The organism is Halomonas sp. GXIMD04776, assembly GCF_049808615.1.
In the GTDB taxonomy this organism is placed as follows: domain Bacteria; phylum Pseudomonadota; class Gammaproteobacteria; order Pseudomonadales; family Halomonadaceae; genus Modicisalibacter.
Map to the genome: position 1 here is coordinate 79,602 of NZ_JBNCAN010000004.1, position 23,234 is coordinate 102,835.

25 protein-coding genes are annotated in these 23,234 nt (G+C 58.0%); 13 read left to right on the plus strand and 12 right to left on the minus strand.

Annotated elements, in window-relative coordinates; all coding sequences use genetic code 11:
• Nucleotides 1-10: 10 nt before the first annotated feature.
• Both ACPF7Z_RS03675 and ACPF7Z_RS03680 read right to left on the minus strand, forming a co-directional pair.
• Nucleotides 11-421 carry an OsmC family protein gene (locus tag ACPF7Z_RS03675; protein WP_425191814.1) on the minus strand — a complete coding sequence of 137 codons (411 nt, stop codon included), beginning with the start codon at nt 419-421 and terminating at the stop codon, nt 11-13.
• Nucleotides 422-446: 25 nt separating this feature from the next.
• A complete protein-coding gene (locus ACPF7Z_RS03680; protein WP_425191815.1) occupies nt 447-617 on the minus strand; it encodes a hypothetical protein in 171 nt (56 codons plus the stop codon).
• A 284-nt stretch (nt 618-901) separates the two neighbouring features.
• Between ACPF7Z_RS03680 and ACPF7Z_RS03685 the strand changes: the two genes are divergently transcribed.
• On the plus strand, nt 902-1,948 hold the full coding sequence (locus ACPF7Z_RS03685; RefSeq protein ID WP_425191816.1) for a YgfZ/GcvT domain-containing protein: 1,047 nt from the start codon (nt 902-904) through the stop codon (nt 1,946-1,948).
• Nucleotides 1,949-1,970: 22 nt separating this feature from the next.
• On the opposite strand, the gene ACPF7Z_RS03690 is transcribed toward ACPF7Z_RS03685, so the two are convergent.
• From ACPF7Z_RS03690 to ACPF7Z_RS03700, 3 genes are read right to left on the minus strand one after another with little or no spacing between them, the layout of a single operon-like run.
• Nucleotides 1,971-2,738: a TatD family hydrolase gene (locus ACPF7Z_RS03690; protein WP_425191817.1), complete on the minus strand. Its 768-nt coding sequence runs from the start codon at nt 2,736-2,738 to the stop codon at nt 1,971-1,973.
• A gap of 14 nt (nt 2,739-2,752) precedes the next feature.
• Complete coding sequence (gene mscL / locus ACPF7Z_RS03695; protein ID WP_425191818.1) at nt 2,753-3,235, minus strand: large conductance mechanosensitive channel protein MscL; 483 nt, start codon at nt 3,233-3,235, stop codon at nt 2,753-2,755.
• 19 nt (nt 3,236-3,254) lie between these two features.
• Nucleotides 3,255-4,844: a peptide chain release factor 3 gene (locus tag ACPF7Z_RS03700; RefSeq protein WP_425191819.1), complete on the minus strand. Its 1,590-nt coding sequence runs from the start codon at nt 4,842-4,844 to the stop codon at nt 3,255-3,257.
• A 273-nt stretch (nt 4,845-5,117) separates the two neighbouring features.
• Here ACPF7Z_RS03700 and ACPF7Z_RS03705 point away from each other — a divergent pair, with 273 nt between their 5' ends.
• From ACPF7Z_RS03705 to ACPF7Z_RS03735, 7 genes are all read left to right on the plus strand, one after another.
• Complete coding sequence (locus ACPF7Z_RS03705; RefSeq protein ID WP_425191820.1) at nt 5,118-5,285, plus strand: hypothetical protein; 168 nt, start codon at nt 5,118-5,120, stop codon at nt 5,283-5,285.
• Nucleotides 5,286-5,307: 22 nt separating this feature from the next.
• Nucleotides 5,308-6,462 carry a hypothetical protein gene (locus ACPF7Z_RS03710; protein ID WP_425191821.1) on the plus strand — a complete coding sequence of 385 codons (1,155 nt, stop codon included), beginning with the start codon at nt 5,308-5,310 and terminating at the stop codon, nt 6,460-6,462.
• 78 nt (nt 6,463-6,540) lie between these two features.
• Nucleotides 6,541-7,818: an ATP-binding protein gene (locus tag ACPF7Z_RS03715; protein ID WP_425191822.1), complete on the plus strand. Its 1,278-nt coding sequence runs from the start codon at nt 6,541-6,543 to the stop codon at nt 7,816-7,818.
• 25 nt (nt 7,819-7,843) lie between these two features.
• Nucleotides 7,844-8,386 carry a response regulator transcription factor gene (locus ACPF7Z_RS03720; RefSeq protein ID WP_425191823.1) on the plus strand — a complete coding sequence of 181 codons (543 nt, stop codon included), beginning with the start codon at nt 7,844-7,846 and terminating at the stop codon, nt 8,384-8,386.
• A gap of 74 nt (nt 8,387-8,460) precedes the next feature.
• Nucleotides 8,461-9,282: an inositol monophosphatase family protein gene (locus tag ACPF7Z_RS03725; protein WP_425191824.1), complete on the plus strand. Its 822-nt coding sequence runs from the start codon at nt 8,461-8,463 to the stop codon at nt 9,280-9,282.
• A gap of 154 nt (nt 9,283-9,436) precedes the next feature.
• Nucleotides 9,437-9,712, plus strand: a complete 276-nt coding sequence (locus ACPF7Z_RS03730) for a GrxA family glutaredoxin (protein ID WP_425191825.1) — start codon at nt 9,437-9,439, stop codon at nt 9,710-9,712.
• 188 nt (nt 9,713-9,900) lie between these two features.
• The gene (locus tag ACPF7Z_RS03735) at nt 9,901-10,668 is read left to right on the plus strand and encodes a DUF1338 domain-containing protein (protein WP_425191826.1); all 768 of its coding nucleotides are present in this window, start codon (nt 9,901-9,903) and stop codon (nt 10,666-10,668) included.
• Nucleotides 10,669-10,699: 31 nt separating this feature from the next.
• Here ACPF7Z_RS03735 and ACPF7Z_RS03740 read toward each other — a convergent pair whose 3' ends face one another.
• Entirely contained in the window at nt 10,700-12,028 is a 1,329-nt protein-coding gene (locus ACPF7Z_RS03740; RefSeq protein WP_425191827.1) for an MFS transporter, read from the minus strand.
• A gap of 396 nt (nt 12,029-12,424) precedes the next feature.
• On the opposite strand from ACPF7Z_RS03740, the gene ACPF7Z_RS03745 reads away from it, so the two are divergent.
• From ACPF7Z_RS03745 to ACPF7Z_RS03755, 3 genes are all read left to right on the plus strand, one after another.
• Entirely contained in the window at nt 12,425-14,374 is a 1,950-nt protein-coding gene (locus tag ACPF7Z_RS03745; RefSeq protein ID WP_425191828.1) for an acetoacetate--CoA ligase, read from the plus strand.
• Between the two features lie 95 nt (nt 14,375-14,469).
• The gene (locus ACPF7Z_RS03750) at nt 14,470-15,342 is read left to right on the plus strand and encodes an acyltransferase (protein ID WP_425191829.1); all 873 of its coding nucleotides are present in this window, start codon (nt 14,470-14,472) and stop codon (nt 15,340-15,342) included.
• Entirely contained in the window at nt 15,288-16,211 is a 924-nt protein-coding gene (locus ACPF7Z_RS03755) for a LysM peptidoglycan-binding domain-containing protein (protein ID WP_425191830.1), read from the plus strand. Before ACPF7Z_RS03750 ends, ACPF7Z_RS03755 begins: the two co-directional genes overlap by 55 nt.
• 87 nt (nt 16,212-16,298) lie before the next feature.
• Here ACPF7Z_RS03755 and ACPF7Z_RS03760 read toward each other — a convergent pair whose 3' ends face one another.
• Together ACPF7Z_RS03760 and ACPF7Z_RS03765 are read right to left on the minus strand one after the other, a co-directional pair.
• On the minus strand, nt 16,299-17,198 hold the full coding sequence (locus tag ACPF7Z_RS03760) for an OmpA family protein (protein ID WP_425191831.1): 900 nt from the start codon (nt 17,196-17,198) through the stop codon (nt 16,299-16,301).
• A 346-nt stretch (nt 17,199-17,544) separates the two neighbouring features.
• Nucleotides 17,545-18,012 (minus strand): DUF2489 domain-containing protein, encoded by a 468-nt coding sequence (locus tag ACPF7Z_RS03765; RefSeq protein WP_425191832.1) that lies wholly within the window; start codon nt 18,010-18,012, stop codon nt 17,545-17,547.
• Nucleotides 18,013-18,162: 150 nt separating this feature from the next.
• On the opposite strand from ACPF7Z_RS03765, the gene ACPF7Z_RS03770 reads away from it, so the two are divergent.
• Nucleotides 18,163-19,623: an SLC13 family permease gene (locus ACPF7Z_RS03770; RefSeq protein ID WP_425191833.1), complete on the plus strand. Its 1,461-nt coding sequence runs from the start codon at nt 18,163-18,165 to the stop codon at nt 19,621-19,623.
• A 98-nt stretch (nt 19,624-19,721) separates the two neighbouring features.
• On the opposite strand, the gene cyoE is transcribed toward ACPF7Z_RS03770, so the two are convergent.
• From cyoE to ACPF7Z_RS03790, 4 genes are read right to left on the minus strand one after another with little or no spacing between them, the layout of a single operon-like run.
• The gene (gene cyoE / locus ACPF7Z_RS03775) at nt 19,722-20,633 is read right to left on the minus strand and encodes a heme o synthase (protein WP_425191834.1); all 912 of its coding nucleotides are present in this window, start codon (nt 20,631-20,633) and stop codon (nt 19,722-19,724) included.
• On the minus strand, nt 20,626-21,702 hold the full coding sequence (locus ACPF7Z_RS03780) for a COX15/CtaA family protein (RefSeq protein ID WP_425191835.1): 1,077 nt from the start codon (nt 21,700-21,702) through the stop codon (nt 20,626-20,628). Before ACPF7Z_RS03780 ends, cyoE begins: the two co-directional genes overlap by 8 nt.
• Nucleotides 21,703-21,716: 14 nt before the next feature.
• Nucleotides 21,717-22,301: a hypothetical protein gene (locus tag ACPF7Z_RS03785; protein WP_425191836.1), complete on the minus strand. Its 585-nt coding sequence runs from the start codon at nt 22,299-22,301 to the stop codon at nt 21,717-21,719.
• Nucleotides 22,298-23,020 (minus strand): SURF1 family protein, encoded by a 723-nt coding sequence (locus ACPF7Z_RS03790; RefSeq protein WP_425191837.1) that lies wholly within the window; start codon nt 23,018-23,020, stop codon nt 22,298-22,300. The genes ACPF7Z_RS03785 and ACPF7Z_RS03790 overlap by 4 nt, the downstream gene beginning before the upstream one ends.
• A 15-nt stretch (nt 23,021-23,035) precedes the next feature.
• On the opposite strand from ACPF7Z_RS03790, the gene ACPF7Z_RS03795 reads away from it, so the two are divergent.
• A complete protein-coding gene (locus ACPF7Z_RS03795; protein WP_425191838.1) occupies nt 23,036-23,230 on the plus strand; it encodes a DUF2909 family protein in 195 nt (64 codons plus the stop codon).
• Nucleotides 23,231-23,234: the final 4 nt, after the last annotated feature.

Consider the following 23,234-nt stretch of genomic DNA (forward strand, 5'->3'; position numbering starts at 1 on the left):
AGGGTAAAGTTCAAGCGCCGGCACCGATTGTCGTGGTGATCTGCACCTCGGAGGTCGTCACTATGCGATGGATCGGACAACGGTCCGAAATCTCCAAAAGGCGGTTGCGCTGCTCGGCATCCTCGATGCCATGAAACTCCATTTCGATATCGAGACGATAGAGTCCGTGGCGTTCCTGGCTGTCGTCGCGCTTGACCGTGACATTGACCTTTTCCAGGGGCCATTCCTTGCGTCGAGCGTACATGCGTGCAGTGATCGCTTTACAGGCGCCCAGCGCCAGATCGAGATAGTCATGCGGATCCGGCGCACTGCCCTCACCGCCAACGATGACCGGGGCGTCGACCAGCAGCTCTTCGAAGGACTCGATCTCTGCGCGGTGACGCAGCCCGTCAAGGTCCGCACTTGTAACCACAATAGTCAAGACATTCTCCTTGATGGCTTGGTGTTCAGTACGCCTTGATGCCGAGCTTTTCCACTGCGGCGATCAAGGCCTCACGGCGCACTTTGCCTTCCACATCGGCACCGTGACGTCCAACCTCTGCACTCTCGACACCGTCCAGGGTCATTAGTGCGGTAGTAACGCGGTTGAGCTGCTCAACACTTTCGATTTTTTTCAAAGCTCAACGATATAGAACTCACAAAAATCTCCATGTCGCGGGTGACGTCTCTTGCTTGCAGTATGCAGTATAGAGTCTTGATCGATGGAAAGTAGTACCCACACGTCAAGAATCATCAGGGAAGGCGATGACGATGCAAGAGAACTGGCAGCGAGTATGTCGTTCTATTTTTGACCAGGGCCCCCGTCATCCTGCCGAAAGGCGTCCAAGCCCCATATCGCCTTGCAATTCCGGCCGGTAAGCCCAATATCAATATCCTAAATTCGCATCGCAATGGAGCCTCCATGACCGATTGGACTGCTCATTTACAGACGCTTGGTGCGCGCCGCCTCAGTGAGCGCCAGATCGATTTCGGCGACCCCGATCAGGCACGCCAGGTGCAAGAGAGCACAGCACTGATGCCCCTGGCTCACCTAGGTATCCTGGAAATCGACGGTGTCGATGCCAAGCGTTTCCTGCAGGGCCAGACCAGTGCTCAGCTCGAGCTAGTGAATGGTGATTTCGCCCCTCTGACCGCTTTCTGTTCGGTCAAGGGACGCATGTTAGCGAACGCGCAATTACTACGTGTCACTGAAGAACGCTACTGGCTGCTACTCGACCAGGGACTGGTTGAACCACTCAAAGCGCATTTGAGCAAGTTCGCGGTGTTTTATAAGGCTGATATCCGCCCTCGGGAGGATCTGGCGCTGCTCGGCCTGTTGGGTCGGGACGCTCCTGCCTTGCTGAAAGCGCGTCTGGACATGCTTCCCCCCACTGTCTGGCATCAAACCATTCAAGACGAACGAGTCGTGCTGCATCATCCAGGACCCCGTCCCCGTTTCGTACTGTGTCTGCCTCAAGCGGACGCCGGCACCCTCTGGGAGTCACTGGCACGTTCGGCAACGCCGGTCGGCAATGCCGTGTGGCAACTCCAGGACATCAAGGCGGGGCTCGCCTGGTTGAACGCCTCTCAACAGGACACTTATCTGCCGCAGATGATCAATTGGGAGGCGCTGGCCGGCATCAGCTTCAAGAAAGGGTGCTACACCGGTCAGGAGGTCGTTGCGCGGGCGCATTTTCGTGGCCAGGTCAAGAAACGCCTGATTCGCGCTCAACTTGACGGCGACAAAGTGCCGGAGATCGGTAGTCCAGTGAGCGATCATTCGGGTAAGCAGCACGGCGAGGTGGTGAGTGCCGCGCTTGATGCCTACGGACAAGCCGAGATACTCGCGGTCTTGAATACCCGCGCCAACGAAGAGTCCCTCGAGGTTACCGGGCAACACCTAAAGCGTCTCAAACTCCCCTATGCCATCGAACGTCTCGACCCCGAGGAGTTCGCCGAACAGCGCTGAATCCAGCATCCATCACCGGCTCTCACTCCACATCGATATTGAACAGACGTTGTGCGGTAGACGTACTGTTCGATGCGATCTGTTCGATGGATTCGCCTCTTAGCTGGGCAACACGTTCACACACCTGCGCCAGCCGAGCAGGTTCGTTACGTTGCCCCTGAAACCCGGCCAGCGGCATATCCGGACTGTCGGTTTCCAGCACATAGCCATCGTCGGGCAGTGAGGCAACCGCGCGCTGTAGACGCTTGGCACGCTCGAAGGTCGCCGCCCCGCCAAGACCGACCACGAATCCCAGATCGAGAAACTTTCTGGCCTGCTCCGGGCTACCGGAAAAGGCATGAATCAAGCCACCCTCGGGCAAGTTCAGTTGACCCAGGCGCTTGGCGACCTTGTCGTTGGCCTGAACGCAGTGCACCACCACGGGAAGATGGCGCTGCTTGGCCAGCTTGAGCTGGGCATCGAAGAGACGCCACTGAGCGTTCAGACTGTCCTTGAAGCGCGCATCGATGCCGCACTCGCCCACCGCCACGATTTCGGGATGCTTGTCGAGCATCGACGCCAACGCTGCAACATCCTCATCGCCATGCTCAACCATGAAGTAGGGATGCAGCCCCAGGTTCAGACTGACGTCGTCGCGTTGGGCAAGCTCGATCACCGCCGGCCAGCGTGCCCGGGTCGTGCCGGGCACCACGAAACGTCCGACCCCGGCCTCCCGGGCTCGCGCAAACATGGCCTCGCGATCGTCGTCGAAGTCGGCGAAATCCAGGTGGCAATGAGCATCGATCAGCATTCGGGATCCTGTTGCTAATTGGTGTGTGAATCTTCGTCGAGCTTCGATGTACAGGCAGGACAGCGTGTGGCCTCCAGGGAAATCTTGCTGATACAGTAGGGGCAGCTCTTGACCGTCGGGGCGGAGGTTTCCGGCGGGTAGGCAAGATTCTTCAACCGGTTGATATTGCGCACCAGAATGAACACCGCCATGGCGACGATCAAGAACGAGAGCAGGGCATTGAAGAAAAGGCCGTAATTGAGCGTGGCTGCACCCGCCGCCTGAGCCTGCTCCAAGGTATAGTAAGGCCCCTCTCCGCTGCCAGGGCGCAGCACGATGAACTGGTTACTGAAATTGATATCGCCGGTGATCAGTCCAATCACCGGCGTAAAGATGTCCTTGACCAGGCTATTGACGATGGACGTGAAGGCAGCCCCGATGATGATGCCCACCGCCATGTCGACCACGTTGCCCTTGACCGCGAATTCGCGAAACTCCTTGAGAAATTTCGATGCCATGGCCGCAATATCCTCGTTCCTAGTGTTCTCTAGTGGCATTGAAGCGCACTTCCGGCCAGCGCTCCTGAGTCATCTGTAAATTGACACGAGTCGGCGCCAGATAGGTCAAATAGCCGCCACCATCAAGAGCAAGATTGGTGCTGACCTTGCGTTTGAATTCGTCGAGTTTCTTGGCGTCATCGCAGTACACCCAGCGTGCAGTCTGCACATTGACCGCCTCGTAAATGCAGTCGACCTTGTATTCTTCCTTGAGCCGATGGGCGACCACATCGAACTGCAGCGACCCCACCGCACCCACGATCAGATCGTTATTGTCCAGCGGCATGAATACTTGGGTCGCCCCCTCTTCGGAAAGCTGCTGCAATCCTTTCTGCAATGCCTTCATCTTCAGCGGATCGCGCAATCGGACACGCTTGAAAAGCTCCGGCGCGAAGTGCGGAATGCCGGTGAAGCGCATCTCCTCGCCCATGGTGAACGTATCACCAATCTGAATGGTGCCGTGGTTGTGCAGACCGATGATGTCGCCGGGCCAGGCCTCCTCGACCTGAGCGCGATCCGAAGCCATGAAGGTCAGGGCATCGGCGATCTTGACGTCCTTGCCGATGCGCACATGACGCATCTTCATGTTCTTGTCGTACTTGCCGGAGCAGACCCGCAGAAAGGCCACCCGGTCGCGGTGCTTGGGATTCATGTTGGCCTGGATCTTGAAAACGAAACCGGAAAAACGCTCGTCATGGGCGCTGACGTTACGCGTATCGGTCTCCCTGGGCTGCGGCGCCGGGGCGTACTCGACGAAGCCATCGAGCATCTCGCGCACGCCAAAATTGCCCATGGCGGTACCAAAGTACACCGGGGTCAACTCGCCACGACGATAGGCTTCCAGATCAAACTCATGGGAGGCCCCGCGCACCAGCTCGACCTCCATGCGCAGTTCCTCGGCCTGCTCTGTCCCCAGGGTTTCATCTACCTGCGGATTATCGAGGCCTTCGATACGAACGTCCTCGGGAATGCGACTGCCCTGCCCCTGCTTGTAGAGATGGACGACATCGTTGTAGAGATGATAGACCCCACGAAAGTGACGCCCCATGCCGATGGGCCAGGTCATGGGTGCGCACTGAATGTTGAGTACCGTTTCGACTTCATCCATGACCTCGACCGGATCGCGAATATCGCGGTCCATCTTGTTGATAAAGGTCAGTATCGGCGTGGTACGCAGGCGGCACACCTCCATCAACTTGATGGTGCGCTCCTCGACCCCCTTGGCCCCATCGATGACCATCAGCGCGGAGTCCACCGCGGTCAGGGTGCGGTAGGTATCTTCAGAGAAGTCCTCATGCCCTGGCGTATCGAGCAGATTGACGATGCGCCCGCCATAGGGAAACTGCATGACCGAGGTCGTCACGGAAATACCCCGTTCCTGCTCCATCTTCATCCAGTCGGAGGTGGCGTGGCGCTCGTTGCGCTTCCCCTTCACCGAGCCGGCCAACTGAATGGCATTACCAAACAGCAGGAGCTTCTCGGTAATGGTGGTCTTGCCGGCATCCGGGTGACTGATGATGGCAAAGGTTCTGCGAAGATCGGCCTGCTGGGCTATCTGACTATCTGACATTGAGCGGTATCGCTAATTTGTACTCGGCGCTGTAACGGATCCAAGGCCGAAGGAGGTGTGTTCTGGCAGGAGATTGTAATCACTGCGGCCGCGCTAGTGTAGCGTTGCGTCGCTATTGCCAGTGACTATCGAAGCGATTAATGCAAACACTTCACAAATGACCGTCGACGACCATGTCGCTTTGACCTGAACGTTGATCTAAAAACCAGGACCTCCGCAGCAAAACATGGCAAGCTGTTTTCAATATGTCCTGTCATTGGTCGGGAGAACCCCATGAGCGATCGCTATGCGGTGGTGAAGGAATTCGATGACGATGACGAGGTTATCGGCTGGAAGGTGATCGATACCGAGCAAGATAATCAAGTGATGGCGTCTCATTCGTCTGAGGCTGACGCTCAGCACGCGGCCAGTGAGCTAGAAAGAAGGCGTTCATCATCCTGATTGATCAGCAGCGAGCTTTATCATGTTGACTCCCTACGACTTTGGCGCCGTCGGCGATGGCAGAACGGATGACACCCAGGCCGTCAACGAGTTTCTTGCCTATGCCGCCGATCATATTGTGCTCGAAGCCAAGTTCGTCGGTACCTTTCGCGTCACCGATACCATTAAATTTCGCCCTTCCGATCCCGAGCAAAAGCACTTCGCCACAAGCGACCTGCGCCTGAGAGCCACCTTGATCATCGATCGCTCCATTCATAATCCAGGGCCCGGTGTCGAGATTGCCGGCGTCCGAGGCTGTGTGTTCAGCGGCAAGTTGTCGATCCAAGGCGTGACCGGTCGCCGCTGGCCTGAAGGACGCAACATGACCCATGGCGTCGTGTACGGCGATAATGTGCGGCATACCCTGTTCGACTCGCTGTACGTCTCGGGTGCGCTGCTGTGGGGGGTGCAGAAAGTCGGCAAGGGAGCAGATGCCGTGGAGGACATCGGCTCCAACAGTCGTGTTCATCACAGACTGGTATATTGCAACGATTGTGGGCTATCCGACAAGAATGATGCACTGGAAGCATGGACCGGTCGCTATGTGGCGCATACCGACAACGACGACAAGCATGGCCGGGAGCGCTCCACCATTACGCTGGCCTCCCCGGCACCGCCCCATATCGAAGATAACGGGCGCAGCGTTATCGTGATCAATGGCAATATGTACGGCATTGCCCGAGTCATGGATAGCACTCATATTGAGGTTTTTCCTCGAGTTGGCAAGGATGTCTCGAGCGGCGACGAAGTGCAGTTCGCCATTGGCGGTGGCGTGTATCAAGACAGCGTGGATTTCAGCCTGTGGTGCTATGACATGGTCGATGTCGCCTGGTGTGGCATTGGCTGGTACGACGCCAACTCCTATGGCAATTCGGTTCAGTTGATGCATGTCAAGAAGGCTACCGTAGCTGGCCTGATAGGTCGCTTTCCGGATGGCTGGACCCATGGTGGCTTTATCGGCCAGCTCTACATCGAGAAAGGCAGCTCGGTGCGAGGCTTCCCAACCTGGGGCGACACGTCTTTTACGTTTGGCAATATCGAAGTCACGAACTCAAGGGATTTCTTTCGCATTCGCGCCAACCGGGGCAAAGACTATCGCCGGGATCGTTTTCCGGGCATGGCGACTGGGGACGAGTAGAGGCCTCTTGGGTAATACAACCTGCGGGCCAAGGGTACGATCGGTTATCATGGCGTCACTCTCTCTGACGGAGCCGTCATGCAGTCCCCCCTTCCTCTGCCGTTGTCGACGCCCAATCGCAATCTGGTACGCCTGACGCTAATTCGCGGTATCAGCTGGACTGGCTTTCTAGGGGCGATCATCTTTGGTATCGAGGTGCTTGGTTTCGAGCTGCGCGTCATACCAGCGATCAGCGTCATCGTCGCCATGGGGCTGATCAATATCGTCACCTGGTGGCGCTTGGGCCGGCCTCGCGCCGTCACCAACATCGAATATCTTCTGCACCTGCTCGTCGAGATCGCCGGACTCGCCATGCTGTTCTACTACACTGGCGGCGCCACCAATCCCTTCATCAGCTATTATCTGATACCGGTGACCATTGCTGCAGCGACCTTGCCTTGGCTGTATGCCTGGATTGTCGCCAGTGCAGCCATGGCCTGCTATACCTTCCTGATGCTTTTCTATGATCGCGTGCCGCAAATGAGCCACGGCTTATTGAGTCCGGACATCAGCTTGCACGTGTTGGGCATGTGGCTCAATTTTGGTCTATCCGCCGGGCTCGTGACCTTCTTCATCTATAAGATGGCGCTGGCGCTGCGCCGTCGCGACATGGCCTTGTCGCGTACCCGCGAAGCGGTACTGCGCAACGAACAGGTGCTGGCGGTGGCGACTCAGGCTGCGGGCACCGCCCACGAACTCGGCACCCCACTCTCGACCATGGCGGTATTGCTCAACGAGATGCGCCACGATGCGGCAAGCAACCCGGGCCTGGAAAGCGATATCGACCTGTTACGCCAACAGGTGGATACCTGCAAGTCCCGCTTGCAACATCTGGTAGCGAACGCGGATCGTCGACGCCTGGCGGAACCCGAGCTACGCAATGCCGAAGAATGGTTACAGCAATTGGTTCAGCGTTGGCTGGTATTGCGTCCGGACGTTACCCATCGTATCGAGATTCTGGGCAGGCGTGGTTCGCCGGAGCTGGCCGTAGACGCAACCCTGGAACAGGCATTGATGAATCTGCTCAACAATGCGGCGGATGCCAACCCGGACAACATCTTGATCTGTCTCGACTGGAATCAGGAAGAAGTGATCGTCGATATTCGCGATCACGGCCCTGGTGTCTCGATGTCGATCGCCGACCAGCTCGGCGATACGTTCGTTTCGACCAAGAGCAAAGGGATGGGAATCGGATTATTTCTCACTCATGCCACCATTAACCGCTTCGGCGGCGGAGTGAGCCTGTACAATCATGAGGAAGGTGGCACCCTGACCGAAGTGAAGCTGCCTCGCGCCATCGCGGGTCAGGCTGTTTAGAAAGCAAATAGAGGTTCATCAGACAATGGCCAGCGACACCCCGGAACAACTGTTGATCATCGATGACGACGAGATGTTCTGTTATGTCATGCAGCGGGCACTCAGCCGCCGTGGCTTCGACGTGACCGTTGCCAGCGATGCCGATCAGGCATTGTCATTGGCGCGCCGTTCCCCGCCACAACTGGCGACGCTCGATCTCAAACTCGAACACTCTTCTGGCCTCAAGCTGTTACCGGAGCTTCTGACGATAGCGCCGGCATGCCGTGTGGTGGTGCTCACGGGATACTCGAGCATCGTGACCGCAGTCGAGGCCATCAAGCTCGGTGCGATCAATTATCTATGCAAGCCTGCCGATGCAGACGAAATTCTGGCCGCCTTCAACCGTGACTGTGGTGACCCGGACATCGATATCTCTGACAATCCGCCCTCCGTCAATCGCGTCACCTGGGAACATATACAGAAAGTATTACAGGAGCACGACGGCAATATTTCCGCGACCGCCCGGGCATTGGGCATGCATCGCCGGACCCTGCAACGCAAGCTACAAAAGCGTCCGGTCAGGCGTTGACTCGCGCAGGATCGCAAAAGACGCCGGTGGTAAACTGAAGAGACGTTTTTTCATTCCTGATGGCAGGAGGCCAGATGCAACTCTCGCAGCGACTCGCCACTACAGTAGAGATCGCCGAACAGGCCGGGCGCATGATTCTCGAGGCACGGCAGAAACAGAATTTCGATCAGCACTACAAACACGGCACCGAGCTGGTCACCGATGTGGATATCGCCGTCGATCGCTTCATCGCAGACCGACTGGACGCGCACTTTCCCGGCGAAGCCAGACTGACTGAGGAGCTCGCACCGGAGCGGGACGTTCTGGAGCAAGAGAGCGACCTATGGGTGATCGACCCCATCGACGGCACGGTCAACTTCGCCCGCGGGCTGCCCCATGTAGCGGTATCCATCGCCTGGGCTCACAGTGGCAAGGTGCAGGTTGGTGTTGTGCATGCGCCCTTTCTAAATGAGACCTTTACCGCTTTACGTGGGGGCGGCGCACGACTCAATGGCGAACGCTTGAGATCCAGCCTGGCCACACGACTCGAACACAGCGTGATCGCTACCGGCTTTCCCTATCGCCGAGAGGGCCGCACGCCATTGATGAGGCGTCTCGCTGCCGTCATGGATGCCTGTCAGGACATGCGTCGTTGTGGCTCCGCTGCACTGGATTTATGCAATGTTGCCTGCGGCCGTCTGGACGCCTATTACGAGAGTGTATCGCCCTGGGATTTTGCAGCGGGTTTCCTGATTGCCCAGGAAGCCGGCGCACGGACCGGCCATCTTTATCCTTGTCCAGACAACATCCCCCAAGAACTCTATGGCGAACATATCCTGGCGGCGGCACCGGACCTCTACAAGCCTCTCAAGACCTTATTGATCAATGCCGACGAGAATCGCATATCCGTTTCCTGAGGAATACGCGCCTGAAAGCGTAGGGAAAAGGCACAAGTCGATAGCGGCACGCAATAATACGTGTAGCAACACTCTATTGGCGTTATTTGCCAGCATGAGAAACAATGGCGCCAATCTTTTACTAGCTCATTTCAATTTTCTAACGGGAGTCTCTATGCTTACTGTGATTTTTGGTCGTCCTGGCTGTCCTTTCTGCGTACGTGCCAAGGAACTGGCTGACAACCTTGCCAGTCAACGGAATGATTTCAGCTATCGTTATATCGATATCCATGAAGAGGGCATCACCAAGGCGGATATGGAAAAGACCATCGGCAAACCGGTGGATACCGTACCGCAAATCTTTGTCGATCAAACGCATATCGGCGGCTATACCGAATTTGATCAGTATGTGCGCGATAACGCCCTGCTGTCTGGTTCCACGGTGAGCTAGGCCTGACTCCCCCTGCACCCCTTCACAATGACGCCGGCCTTTGGGTCGGCGTCATTGTTTATGGCGAAATAATAGCTCTGCCTGGAATTTTCTACTCAACGTGTCCGGGCCGTTGAATAAGCATCGATCCTAACGCCTATACTTTTGCGAGGGTCAATAGAGCGCCGGCGCAGGGAAGGTTGCCAACCATGCAACGTGAAGAATTCTTACAGCAGTTGTGGCTCGACTATATCCATTTGCATCCGGAGCTGGGCGGCGAGCATCCTTGGGCGCGCGGTGACGACGCCGAGTACCTGGCCATACTGACGCTCAATATCGGTGCCTTCTGTGCCGAAGCCGTACAGAGCACATTGATGCGTTTTGGATATCGACCCACCGGCCGCTTTGCCATCGTCGATCGTGGCCTGCTGGTCACTCTCCTCGCCCCACCGGACGATGGTGCCTGGTTGTTACTGGGCGAATTCCAGACCGGTGCGCTGACGCGTGAGCATCGCCAGCGACTTCAGGCGCTCGTCGACCGAACTCAACCCCAGGATTACCGTGGCCAGAACCTTCTCTGTCGAGGGCGTCCCTGGCCCATGCCGGACTGGGCAACCTATCAGGGACTGGAAGCGGAACATCCCCTGGCCGCCTGGCTGGCGATCATGGGCCCCAGACTCCACCATGCAGGCTTTGACTGCGATCGCCTGGGCAGTGACCTGAACTCCCTGGATCGCAGCATGCAACGGGCAGGCCTACTGGGAAGCATCGATCCAATGCAGAACGTCTTTCCTGTTTCACCCTTGCTCAATTATCGCTTTTATCCTGCCTGTGCTCAGCGCCTGCCCTTTGCTGGAGGTGATGAACATCGTATCTCGACCGGTGGCATCGCGTTGGTCCAGAAAAGCCTGGCAGGCACTCATGAGCGCGCCGCTGAGCTACTGCTTCCACACCACACGCGCTGTGAAATCGCCTGAAACGATTTCTGACATTCAAGCAGTCGCGAAGTTAAGATGCGGCGGTGTTCAATGTCAGGCGATCCTCTGCCTCACCGAAATGCGCGCCCGGCTCGAAATCGAACTCGAGCTGCTGCAATTCGTGACGCGCCTCTTCCAGCTCATTGATGTAGTGCGAGGTTTCCATCAGCGGCATGGGCGCCAGAGGCGCCTGTTCCACCTCGGGCTTCAATCCTTGACGGCCGTGCAAGCGCACCGTGACGAACATCGCCAGGGACAGGGCAGCCGCACCGAGAAACAGCCACAACCCCTCCGGGCCCACAACCTTCATCAGCAGCGAGGCGCTGAATGGACCGATGACCGAACCGATGCCGTACCAGATCATCAGCTTGGCATTGGCCGCGATGATCTCTGCCGGCTCCAGCCAATCGTGAGTATGGGCTAGACTGATCGAATAGAGCGTGTGCAACATCGCAGTATGCAAGCACGCCACTATGACCAAGGCCACATAGCTATAGCCTGCCGCCAAGGATATGACGGTCCCTGTGATCGCCATGACCATCGCCATGCCGAGGATCACCTTACGCCGATCAAACCGATCCGACACGCGTCCCAGTGTCCACTGCGCGACCAGCGCCACCAAGGTAGTGATCGCCATGAACTGCGCCGTTTGCCGGGTGCTCAGGCCAATCTCCTGGCCGTAATAAGGCGTCATGGCGAAGAACGCCTGCGCCATCAGACCTGCCGTAAAAGCCCCTACCAAGCCTACCGGAGCGCGTGTTAACAGCTCACGTAGCTTTATCTTATGGGCAACATCATGACTGCCTTGGGAAGGGCCATGGATGCGATAAATCGACAAGGGCACCAAGGATAGGGCAAACAGGATACCGGTCACTGAAAACAGCACCGCCGTGCCTGGATCGGCGAGATTCAACATCCATTGCCCCCCGGCCAGGGACAAGGTGGAAATCACCATGTACCAACCAAGCACCTTACCGCGATTCTGATTGGTCGACTCCCCCGACACCCAGGACTCCATTACCATCAACATGCCTGCGGTGGCGGCACCCCCCGCCACACGCCAAGCCAGCCAGGCCCAGGCATTGATCCACAGGCCGTGCAACATCGCTGTGACGGCGAGCGTGCCGGCACAGGCGGCAAAGACACGAATATGACCCACTGAACGGATACGCTTCTCGAGAAAGTAACTTCCCAGCACGAACCCCATCGAGAAACTGGACATCAACAGACCGGCCATCTGCGAGGGGAACCCCTCGAGTGACATGCGCACACCCAACAAGGTCATGATCAGACCATGACCCAGCAGAAAACTGATTTCACACACGAACAGTATCGGCAACGTCGCCGGCAAGCTGCGCAAGAGCGGGTCTCCTATCATTATCGTCGAGAAATACGTGATCTACGGCCGAGATCGATAAGCGCGGTCAGCGCCCAACTGGTCGAGAGGTTAACGAAAACCTTTGCAATTATAACGCCTTACGATCCGCCACCCCAAATTGAACCGACCCTAAGGCATGAGTCGAGTTGTGCACAGAAACTGTGAACAAGACTGTGCAAGAGCGCTGCAAAGTGGATCGCGATAACGGTTATTGCCTGCCTGGCAGTCGACGGTTATTTTTTCACCAGCCTTCTCATCCTCCCCGCGGAGCGACTCACCTATGTCGAACGTCTAAACAACGGCTTACAACTGTCGTGATACGCTGTCGGCAGATATTCTTGAACCATGATGACCAGGACATAAAAAGGAGGGAACGGCATGTCGCAACCACTTTGGGAACCTTCTCGAGCTCAAATCGAGGCGACTCAAATGCACGCCTTGATGCAACGCATCAATCATGACTACGGCCTTTCGCTCAAGGACTATGCCGACCTGCATGCCTGGAGCATCGATCATCTTGAAGAATTCTGGTCGCTCGTCTGGGAAGACAGCAATGTCGTTGCCGACCGCCGCGGCGAGAATGTGCTCGCCCGTCCTGACGCCATGCCGGGCGCCCGCTGGTTTCCCGAGGCCCGACTGAACTTTGCCGCCAACTTGTTGCAACGCCGTGATGATCATCCCGCGCTGGTCGCCTGCGACGAGCGCGGGCGTCGTCGGGTATTGAGCCATGCCGAGCTTTATACGCAAGTCGCTCGATTGGCCCATGCCCTGAAAGCCAGCGGCGTCACCGAGGGTGATCGCGTCGCGGGATTCGTTCCCAATAGCGAGCATGCCGTCATAGGCATGCTGGCGACAGCCAGCATCGGTGCCGTCTGGTCGTCCTGTTCACCGGACTTCGGGTTCAGCGGCGTACTCGATCGCTTCGGTCAGATTCAGCCCAAGGTGCTGATCGCCACGGATGGCTACACCTGGAACGGCAAGTCCATCGACACCCGGGAGCGCGTCGCTCAGATCAGTGATGCCATCGAGTCGTTGACCCAGGTCGTGGTCTTTCCCTTCCTCGATGACGATCCCGATATCAGCGATATCGGTAAAGCCGTGGCCTGGAACGAGTATCTCGACAACGACGCTCATGAGATCGATTTCGAACCCGAATCCTTCGATCATCCCCTGTATATCGTCTACTCCTCCGGCACCACCGGCGCCCCCAAGTGCATCATCCACTCCGCGGGCGGCACCTTGCTCCAGCATCTGAAGGAGCATCGTCTGCACACCGATCTACGCAGCGACGACGTGCTGTTCTATTACACCACCTGCGGCTGGATGATGTGGAACTGGCTGGTATCCGGGCTGGCCTGTGGCGCGACCCTGGTGCTGTTCGATGGCTCGCCCTTCTCACCCGAGCCCAGTGTGCTCTGGGAGCTCGCGGAGCGCGAAGGGATCACGGTATTCGGCACCAGCGCCAAGTATATCGCCGCCTGCGAGAAGGAAGGACTTGCACCGGGCCAGCAGCACGACCTGAGTGCGCTGCGAGCAGTGCTCTCCACCGGCTCCGCCCTGGCCCACGAGTCCTTCGATTATGTCTATCGAGAGATCAAGCAGGACGTGCTGTTGGCTTCGATCTCCGGCGGCACCGATATCGTTTCCTGTTTCGCGCTGGGCTGCCCGATTCGCCCCGTCTATCGTGGCCAACTGCAATGCCGTGGCCTGGGCATGGCGGTCGATGTCTTCGACGATGAAGGCCACCCACTGCGCGAGGATAAGGGGGAATTGGTATGTAAGCGACCCTTCCCCTCGATGCCCATCGGTTTCTGGAATGATCCACAGGGCGAGCGCTACCGGGATGCCTACTTCGATACCTACCCGGGTATCTGGGCCCATGGCGATTACGCCGAGATCACGCCTGAGGACGGCCTGATCATCCACGGCCGTTCCGATGCCGTGCTCAACCCGGGAGGCATTCGCATTGGCACCGCCGAGATCTATCGCCAGGTGGAGAAGGTCGAGGGCGTGCTGGAATCATTGTGTATCGGCCAGGAATGGAACGATGACGTGCGCGTGGTGCTGTTCATGAGACTGCGCGAAGGCATGACCCTGGACGATGCACTCCGCGACGAGATCAAGCGCACCGTCCGCGCCAATACCAGCCCACGCCATGTACCGGCAAAGATCATTCAGGTCGAGGATATCCCGCGTACCCTATCCGGCAAGATCGTCGAACTGGCGGTGCGCAACGTGGTGCATGGCCGCCCGGTGAAGAACAAGGATGCCTTGGCCAATCCCGAGGCGCTAAAGTTTTACGAGAATTTGCCCGATCTACAACAGTAAGCGCCGGCCCAGGAGGGTCGACAGAAGACCATCCTGGGCTGGGCAGCATCAATGCCATCCAGTAGCATACCCCCAAGTCATTGAAGGAGAATGGCATGTCGACCCTGAAGGGGCTCGTGAGCATGCTGCTGCTGGTGCTCAGCACACTCATCTGGGCGATACCTTTGTACCTGCTGGCGCTATTGAAGCTGATCACCCCGACTCGACGGCTGCGCAGGTATGTGCTCGAGGGGCTCAACCATATTGCATTGGCATGGATCGGCACCAATCTGTGGTGGATGAAGCGTTGGCTCAAGCCGCGTTTGGAGATTCATCTACCCGAAGGTTTATCGCCACAACAGTGGTGGCTGGTCATCGTCAATCATCGCAGTTGGACCGATATCTTCATGCTGCAACTGGCCCTACATCGGCGCATTCCCATGCCGCGTTTTTTCTTGAAGCGCGAGCTGATCTGGGTACCGGTCATCGGGCTCGCCTGGTGGGCGCTGGAGTTCCCTTTCATGCGACGCTACAAGCGTGATCGCCTGGAACGCAATCCACGCCTTGCCCGGCGCGATCGTGAGGCCACCGAACGGCTATGCGAGCGTGCCCAACAGATGCCCATGGCGATCTACAACTTCGTCGAGGGAACTCGATTCACGGTGGTCAAGCATGACGCTCAAGCCAGCCCCTATAAGCGTCTACTCAAGCCCAAGGCTGGAGGCACCGCCCAGGTAGTGAGCCTACTGGGGAAACGCCTGAGCGGTATTCTCGATGTCACCTTGGCCTATACCCGGGAATCTCCCAACTTCTGGGACTTTTTATGTGGCCGCGAGGCCCCGGCCGTGCTTTACGCACGCTGTATCGAATTGCCTAACTGGATGCACGGTGGTGATTACCATCGGGATCCGCAGTACAAGGAACGCTTCCAGACATGGCTCAATGCCTTGTGGCAGGAAAAAGACCACCTACTTGCCTCGCTGCGCTGATAGTGCTGGCGCTCATCCTACTGAATGGCTGCGCCTCATCACCATCGACGACCTGGCGTGGCGCCCCTTTGGCGGGCAACTGGATCACCATTCAGCGCGGCGACACATTGGGGGCCATCGCGCGCCGCGCCGATGTGCCCTTGGTACGTTTGCAGCGCTTCAATCCTGGTGTCGATGCCCGGCGCCTTGCCGTGGGGCAGCGCATTCTGGTGCCCAGCAAAAACGAGCGCGCCCCCTCCGGTGGCCCTTATCGCTATCAGGTAAGGCCAGGCGATACCTATTCGAGCATCGCTCGACGCTTCGGCACCACGGTTGGACGCATACAAACAGCCAATCGCTCCACGAACCCTGCATCGCTGCGCGTCGGACAATTGTTACAGGTTCCCTTGAGCGGCAGTGGTCGCAGGATGAGAAGTACCGCTGCCGTTTCCAAGTCCGCTCCCCGCAAGGCATCGAAGCCAGCGCGCCGCCCTGCCCCGAAACCGCTTCCGAGCCGTTCTAAAAACTGGTCTTGGCCTCTCAACGATTACCGTATCGTGCGCCACTTCGGTCCCGACAAGCATGGCACCTTGCAGCCGATGTTACTAAGCACCCGCGCCGGCAATCAGGCTCAGGTAGTGGCCGATGGTCGGGTAAGTTTCGCCAGTAGCATGCGTCAGCTTGGCCGAGTCGTGATCGTTCATCATGCGGACAACTTACAGACGGTCTATGCCCTGTGCGATGTCCTCAAGGTCAATGATGGCGACCAGATCAAGGCCGGCACTCCGGTGTGCACGGTCGGCTATAGCGGCGCGACACAGCGCTATGATTTATTGTTCGATGTGCGTCACGGGGGTAAACCCATCGATCCACGCAAGGTGCTGCGTTGAATCATAAACTCGAGGCAGAAAAAAGGGGCGCCCCGAGGCGCCCCTTTCGCTGACTACCGTTTAAATTCGGTAGCGATTTTCCGATGCTTACTGCTGCCACTCACCCAGCTCGACGCGACGGTTCTCGGCGCGACCTTGCTTGGTTTCATTGCTGGCAACCGGCTGCTCTTCGCCATAGCCGATCGCCTGCATGCGGCTTTCGGCAATGCCCTGAGACGCCAGATAGGACTTCACTGAATCCGCACGACGCTGGGATAGATCCTTGTTGTAGGAATCGGAACCGATAGAGTCAGTGTGACCTTCGACACGAACGCGAACGTTCTCGTTGCCACGCAGCTTATCGGCGACACCGTTGAGGATCTGCTCAGCGTTGGAGGTCAACGTTGCGGAGTCGAATTCGAAGTTGACGTCACGCAGGACCACGTCGGCTTCACAACCAAGCGCGTTGACCTGAGCACCGGCCGGGGTGTTGGGGCACTGGTCCATGTAGTCCGGCACACCGTCGCCATCGGAGTCGAGCGGGCATCCGGAAGCGTTGACTTCAACACCTGCCGGCGTTCCCGGGCACTCATCCTGATAATCGGGCACGCCATCGCCATCGGTATCAAGCGGACAGCCATTGGCATCTACCGCTACACCTGCAGGCGTATTGGGGCACTGGTCGCGATCATCGGGAACGCCATCACCATCGCTGTCACCCGTAGCGCTGGAGTAATCGCTACACAGCAATGCACCAGCGGTTGCGCCTGCGACGCCACCGATGGCTGCGCCATCATCTTCATCCGATTCGCCACTGGTGGCATAACCAATGCCGCCACCGATCAAACCGCCCGCCAAACCACAAACGAACGGGGTCTGATACCACGCTTTCTGATCACTGTCACTGCTCATGGAGGACTGCGAGGATTGCCCGCCGGAGCTGGCGCAACCTGACAGACCGACCACCAAAGCAGAACCTAGTAGCAAGCCAGTTGTTGATTTCTTCATGTAACACTCCTTCATTCGCACAACGCTAGACGTAACAAGATGTTACTTAGTGGGTCTATCCTGGAGCCCCAATAGGAGGCAGAGTGACGGTCACTCAAACTTTCCCACGCAAAAGAAAGCACATTTATGCCTTTCGGGCCAGTGCTTTCCCGATATCGTTGCAAAGTTTATCAACGATACACATTCTGCCATGTCGCGAGCATCAACTTGGCTTGGACAGATAATTCTTTTCAAGCCACACCTTGAATTAGCAAATTACAAGGCTGCAGAATTCTCGACGATTATGCAAGATGACAAGGGAGAAACCCACCACAAATCCAATGAACGATGCTCGACAGTGAGATCTCTAACGCATACTCGCCGGCCATTGCTGCTTGAAATCGATGACCGCCGCCGCCGCTGCCTGAATATCGTCGTGTAGCGCTTCTTCAACCCCGATGCGTTCCCGGTCCTCTTTGAAGCGTTCGCGCGGAGTCAACTCACGACGCGCCGAGTGGGTGTGAAGATGAGCAGTGCGCTGATGCACGTCATCAAAAGGCTTGAAGGTGGGCCGCTCGAGCAATGCCGGGTCGATGATCTCGAGCAGTACCTTGCAGCGCAGGCTACCCTCGATCAAATCGACCTGCTCGGCCAGCATCGCCCGTGCGATTACATCAAGACTCTCGAGACAATTATCATTGGCACGGCGAACCTCTTCCTCGCGAAACGTTCGGCGCCGCTTGACCTCACGCCATAGCGTCAGTGCATACCCGGCCAATCCGATGATCACGATTATCGCGATGCCCAACAATCCCCAAGCGATGATTTCACTCATGCCGACCCCAGCAACAGATTTCAATGGAACAGTATACGGGCACGCATCGATCGCCCCAACCGCTTAGTCATTGATTCCGAGTTGGGCTAGGGTGTAGTAGAGTCACTTCGCTTTTTGTTCTCCTTGTTCCGCATAGCTTCGAGGTAAGCCATGTCCCCATCGACGCAGACACCTGACGAGTCGAACACGCATCCTTCCAATGCCGCGCGCATCGGTCTTTGGCTGGGCCCACTCTGGGTCCTCATGGTCTTGCTTATTCCTGCGCCGTCGGGCATGTCGGGACCGGCCTGGGCCTGCGTTGGTCTTGCCTTGTTGATGGCCACCTGGTGGGCCACCGAAGCCATTCCCATTCCTGCCACGGCGCTACTGCCGTTGGTCCTGGTGCCAGCCCTTGGCATAGGCGAGCTTGAAGCAGCAGCACCGAGTTATGCCAATCCAATCGTTTTCCTGTTCCTGGGCGGCTTTCTGCTTGGTATCGGGATGCAACGCTGGGATCTGCACCGGCGTATCGCTTTGAAGGTGCTTCAGGTCGTAGGTTCTCAGCCGCGCCGTCAGATCGCCGGTTTCATGATCGCGACCGGTTTTCTCAGCATGTGGGTCTCCAATACCGCAACCAGCATCATGATGTTGCCGATCGGCATGTCGGTGATCTCCTTGCTGGAAGACAGCGATCCCAAGGAGCTCAATCGTTACGCCACCGCGCTGCTCTTGGCGATTGCCTATTCGGCCAGTATCGGGGGTATCGCAACGCTAATTGGCACCCCGCCCAATGCCTTGCTGGTAGGCTATCTGGCGGATGATCGGGGTATCGATATCGGTTTTGCCCAATGGATGCTGGTAGGCGTTCCCGTCAGCGTGGTGATGATGCTGGCGGCCTGGTGGTGGCTGACCCGAGGTGGCTTTTCTCTAGGCAACAATCAGGACAGCGCCGGCATGATTCGAGATGAGCTGCGCAAGCTTGGCCGCATGTCCAGCGCCGAAAATCGCGTCGGCGTCGTCTTCCTCCTTGCCGCCCTGTCCTGGATCCTCCGGCCGGTGATCAATGATCTCGGCGTCACTTGGCTATCGGACACCAATATTGCCATCGCTGCCGGCCTGCTGCTGTTCCTGCTCCCCAGCGGCACTAGCCCCGGTAAGCGGCTGCTCAACTGGGACGAGGCCAAAGAGCTGCCCTGGGGAGTGCTGCTGCTCTTCGGTGGTGGTCTTGCATTGGCCAGTGTGATCAAGAGTTCCGGGCTGGCGGAGTGGATCGCCAATCAACTCTCGCTGTTCGAGGCACTGCCATTGATCCTGCTGATCGGAATCGTCGTACTGGTCATCATCTTCCTTACCGAGCTGACCTCTAACACCGCAACTGCCGCCGCCTTTCTGCCCTTACTCGGCGCGCTCGCCTTGTCCATGGACGTATCCCCGATACTGATCACCGTGCCGGCGGCCATCGCTGCAAGCTGCGCCTTCATGATGCCCGTGGCAACGCCTCCCAATGCGATCGTCTTTGCCACCGGCCATATGAAGATTCAGTCCATGATCCGCGCCGGCTTCCTGCTCAATCTCATCGGCACCGTGGTAGTCACCGGCCTGGCGTATGTGTTGGTCAGCACCTTGTGGTAACTCCCATCTCTGCCTTTCCTACGCAACTGTCTAGAACGCTAAATACAAACGCCACCGAGGTCAGGACCCTCGGAGGCGTCTGCATACAGCTCCCAGAATCACCCCAGCAACCCGGCATAGTGATCCAGCAAGAGCAGCGCAAAAAGCCCCAGAATATAACGAATCGAGAACCAGAAAGCGGCGATCGGTGCTTTTGGATCATGGCCGCGCCAGACACGCCAGTTCCAGAGCATGAAGCGCAGATTCAGCACAGTGACACCGACCAGATAGACGGGCCCCGCCATGCCGGTGGCAAAGGGGAGCAGCGTGATGGCCACGGTGAGCCATCCATAGAGCCATATCTGTAGCCGCGTGAATGCCTCACCATGGGTGACCGGCAACATGGGCACCTTGGCGCGAGCGTATTCATCGCGTTTGTGAATGGCCAGCGCCCAGAAATGCGGCGGTGTCCAGGCGAAGACGATAAGCACCAGCAACAAGGCATCCGGATGCACTTCCCCACTCACCGCCGTCCAGCCCAGTAACGGGGGGGCGGCTCCCGCCAGACCGCCGATGGTGATGTTCTGAGGAGTGGCGCGCTTGAGAAATGCCGTATAGATCAGCGCATACCCGATCAATGACGCCAGGGTCAGCCAGGCGGTCATCATGTTGACCTGCCACATCAACAGCCCGATGCCACACATCGATAGCAAGCACGCCCAGGCAAGCGCCAGCGGAGTGGGCAAACGCCGGGACGCCACCGGACGACGCGAAGTACGCAGCATCATGGCGTCCAGACGTCGGTCGAGCACATGATTGAACGCAGCGGCGCCGGAGGCCGCCAGGCCGATTCCTACCAGACCGAAAATCATCGCGCCAAGGGGAGGAAGTCCCGGAACCGCCAGGGCCATGCCTACCAGGGCACAGGCCAACATGACCAGAACGACCCGGGGCTTACCCAGCGTCACGAGATCCTGCCACTGCCATGAACGGATGGGTTGCTCCGCTCGAGCAATCAGTGCACTACCCATGGGCCCATTCCTCTTCTTTCAATCCAAGGCGTACTCTGTTCCCGACCATCTCGGGAAGATTGGACAGGCGCCATAGCGTCAGGGCCATGACCAGTACCAGCAGCACCGCCCCGGCGGTATGCGCCAACGCCAGGCCCAGCGGTAGCCACAAGAGAACATTTGCGATGCCTAGGACAACCTGAAAGCCATAGCTTGCTAACAGCGCCAGCAAGTAAGGGCGTAACCGGCGCTGTTGCCAATAACACCAGGTCAGCAGCAGCAGCGCTCCACCCAACGCCAATGCCCCCAATCGATGCGCGACATGAATGGTGGTGCGCGCTTCACTGTGCAATTGTCCGTATAAATAATTAGGACCAATGGTTTGAGTCAGGTTGAAGCCTTCTCTCCAATCCATCGCGGGCCACCATTGACCATTGCAGGTGGGAAAGCCTTGACAGGCGATTCCGGCGTAGTTGCTCGATGTCCACCCGCCCAGCGCCAGTTGCATAAGCAATAGGCCGACGACCAGTAACCATAGCTTCCCTGGCCGGAAGCGCTGATAACCGCGCCAGGCCTGGCCGTCGACTTGCCCAAGACGCAGATACAGCCACAGAAAAAGCAAGGCGATACTCAAGCCCCCCAATAAATGCAGCGTCACGATCTGCGGCCAAAGCTTGAGCGTGACGGTGAAGGCACCAAAAGCGCCCTGAACCAGGATGGCGCTCAGCAACACAAGTCCGATGTGCCATGGATAGCCTGCCACACGCCGCAGACGCCAGCCCAGCAGAACCAGGGCAATCACCAGCAGCCCGAGGCTGCCGGCCATGTAGCGATGAATCATCTCGGCCCAAGCCTTGCCGGTATCCAGCGGCACATGGGGTGAATGGGCGAGCGCCGTCGCGTTATCCGGCACCACCAGCTTGCCATAGCAGCCGGGCCAATCGGGACAGCCAAGCCCCGCGTCGACCAGGCGTGTCCAGGCCCCCAGCATCACCACGAAAAGCGTTAAGGTGACACCGCCAAGGCATAGAACTCTGGCCAGACGAACACGTCTTTTTATTGTCATATCTACCGCCCTATCCATCGTCATGTGCCCCTCCACCATTACATGACGCCTTCCGTGCTCTGCTCACTCGAGCGCGCGGCCTGCTTCCCCGTAATGCGCTCGATCTCCGGGTTCATTCGCAGCAGGCGACGCACGTCCTTGAGAATTTCTGCGGCATCATCCTCCTGGTGATAACGCAACACGACTCGCCCCTCGAAATCGATCAACCATATCGACTCGCCATCACTCCACTCGGGCCGCGTTCGCCACTGCCTTACCTGTTCGCCCGGTAGCGGATCCGCCTGGCCACCAAGGCGCAGACGGGATACTCGGGGCGCCTCACGCCCCAAGGCACGATGCAGGCGCCACAGCCGGTCGGCAACCTCGTCGCAGCCGCTCCGGCAATCGTAGGCCACTACCCAGTCATCTCGATCTTCTCCCCCAGGCGCCAAAGGGGCGTGCTGCAGCGGCCACTGCGCCAGCACGGGTAATTCCGGCATCAATTGCCCATGCGCGACACGCTCATCGGGAACGCCCAACCGCCATTCCACCATGGCCCAGGCGGTCACAACGGGTGCCGAAAACAATCCGATCAGCGCCACTAACTTCAGTTTTTGCCATTGGTTGGACGTCAGAGATTTCATCGCGGTTTCTCCTCCAGAATCGGATGACGCGGCACACTTCGCGGCCGGCCCAACCACATGATGGCCGCTGCGGCCAGAGCAAGCCCCCACCACTGGAAGGCGTAACCCACATGGCGACTGGGCGGCATTACCGTCGGCACCCACCACGAGGCGAAATGCCCTTCCCCGGTTTGCTGATGCAGCCAGCCGGCATGAGCAAACGCCAGGCTACCTGCCCATACAGAAGGGTCGATACGCTGCACCCGCTTGCCTTCCTGGTTCGGACCGAACAGCAATGCCTCGTCTTCTCCTTGCGCCTGCCAACGACCGCTGATCTCTACCTGCCCCGCCGGGGTCTCGATCACCGGATCGAGTCGTTCCGGTCCCGAAGGGACGAACCCCCGCTCGATCAACCAGTAACGCCCAGCGTCATCGATCAGAGGGGTGAGCACCGCGACGCCTACACGCCCGTCGAGTATCCGGTTGTCCAGAAAGCGCGTCTGTTCTGCCAGAAAGCGGCCTTTGACGAGCACCTCGGCGCCTAGTGGAGGCGATTGCTCTGGCATGGTCAACGTGGGTGCCGCCTCGAGGCGCTCCAGATAGAGCCGTTTTTCCTCGGCGCGTTGCCATTGCCAGGCTCCCAACATCAGGCCGAGTACGATCACGAGACTCCACCCCAGCCACCACAGCGACTTTTTCTTGACGCCGGAGGCAAGCTTGTTTGAACTGAAAGTGCTCATCACAGGGAGTGCCTCATGCTCAAAGTACTGATCGCCGCTGTCTTTCTGGCCATGCTCACCAGTTTGCTGATGGGGGCTGGCTACCTCATCAAGGATGACAGCCAGTCCAAGCGACTGCTGACCTCTCTCAAGATCCGCGTCAGCCTGGCAACGCTACTCATCGCCTTGTTGCTGTATGGTTTTTATGTCGGCGAACTTGGCCATGGCTGAGCTC